Annotated in this window: 1 protein-coding gene; it reads right to left on the reverse strand. The window is 68.2% G+C overall.

Annotated elements, in window-relative coordinates; genetic code table 11:
• Positions 1-299: hypothetical protein (locus AACS18_RS14890; RefSeq protein WP_258228719.1), on the reverse strand; the 299-nt coding region annotated here is incomplete at both ends.

The raw sequence follows: 299 nt of genomic DNA on the forward strand, positions 1-299 counted from the left end.
GCTCAGTGAGGGCGGTCGCCAGCGTCTGTGCATCCCCCTCTTCGCCCTTTTGCAGCAGGTAGCCGATGGCGGTGTGGTGCAGGTCGGTCTTCTCCGACTTGCCCGCCCCCGCCCGCACCGGCGCCAACCCCAGCCAGGTGGCGTAGACGCCCCGGGTCAGGGCCACATAGAGCAGCCGCAAATCTTCCGCAAGGCGCTCCCTGTCCGCTTCGGCGAGCGACGAGTCGGCGCCGGTGAGATCGAGAATGGTGCGATTGCCCGCCTCATCCGCCTCGTGATAGAGCGGGGTCTCGGCGGTT

The sequence above is a fragment of the Aeromonas sp. HMWF015 genome, assembly GCF_963878965.1.
Lineage (GTDB): Bacteria > Pseudomonadota > Gammaproteobacteria > Enterobacterales > Aeromonadaceae > Aeromonas > Aeromonas veronii.